Consider the following 923-nt stretch of genomic DNA (forward strand, 5'->3'; position numbering starts at 1 on the left):
GACTACTGAATCTGCAGCGCGATTATGGTGCTGACCGGCTCAATGCGGCCTGTGCCAGGGCCAGAGCGATTGGCGGCTACCGACTGAAGCATATTCGTTCCATCCTGCAATCCGGTCTGGACCAGATGCCACTGGAACCGGCAAAGCAGGCAGCGCTTTCCTTGGGTGACCACGAAAATATCCGTGGTGCCCAGTTCTTCCAGTAACCGGAGAGAAATAATGATTCCACAGATTATGACGCGTCTCCGGTCCATGAGACTGACAGGTATGGCGGATGCTCTCAATCAGCAGCAGGAACAACCGGGCACCTATGACGAATTAAGCTTCGCGGAAAGGCTGACCTTCCTTGTTGATCAGGAAGAAACCGAGCGCAACAACAAACGTCTGGCTCGCCTGTTGCGGAGTGCTCGCTTCAAACTCTCAGCCCGACTGGATGACATTGACTTCGAGCATCCCCGAGGGTTGAACAAAAGTCAGGTGGCCTCACTGTCCAGTTGTGATTGGCTGACCAGGCACAGGAATCTGCTGATTACCGGGCCTTGCGGTTGTGGCAAAAGTTATCTGGCCTGCGCCCTGGGACACCATGCCTGCCTGCAAGGTTACAGCGTTCGTTATTACCGGGTGTCCCGTTTACTGGAAGAACTCACTCTGGCTCGAGGCGATGGCAGTTACAGCAAGCAACTCCGACAGCTGGAGAAAACGGACCTGCTTATCCTGGATGACTGGGGTCTGGAACCTCTGACTCAGGAGCAAAGGAATGATCTTCTGGAAATCATGGATGATCGCCATGAGAAGACATCCACGATTGTGACCAGTCAACTGCCGACCAAGGAGTGGCATGCCAGCATCGGTGATGCGACTTTGGCTGATGCGATTCTGGACCGACTGATGCACAACGCTCACCGGCTCAAACTGAAAGGAGA

Annotated in this window: 1 protein-coding gene and 1 pseudogene; both read left to right on the forward strand. The window is 54.3% G+C overall.

Features of this window, described 5'->3' with window-relative positions; genetic code table 11:
* Positions 1 to 206, forward strand: a pseudogene (locus M3P05_RS20475) (IS21 family transposase); the annotation flags it as partial.
* Positions 207 to 219: 13 nt separating this feature from the next.
* On the forward strand, positions 220 to 923 hold a 704-nt coding region (gene istB, locus M3P05_RS20480; RefSeq protein WP_249701991.1), incomplete at its 3' end, for an IS21-like element helper ATPase IstB.

The sequence above is a fragment of the Parendozoicomonas callyspongiae genome (assembly GCF_023502345.1).
Classification (GTDB): Bacteria; Pseudomonadota; Gammaproteobacteria; order Pseudomonadales; family Endozoicomonadaceae; genus Sansalvadorimonas; species Sansalvadorimonas callyspongiae.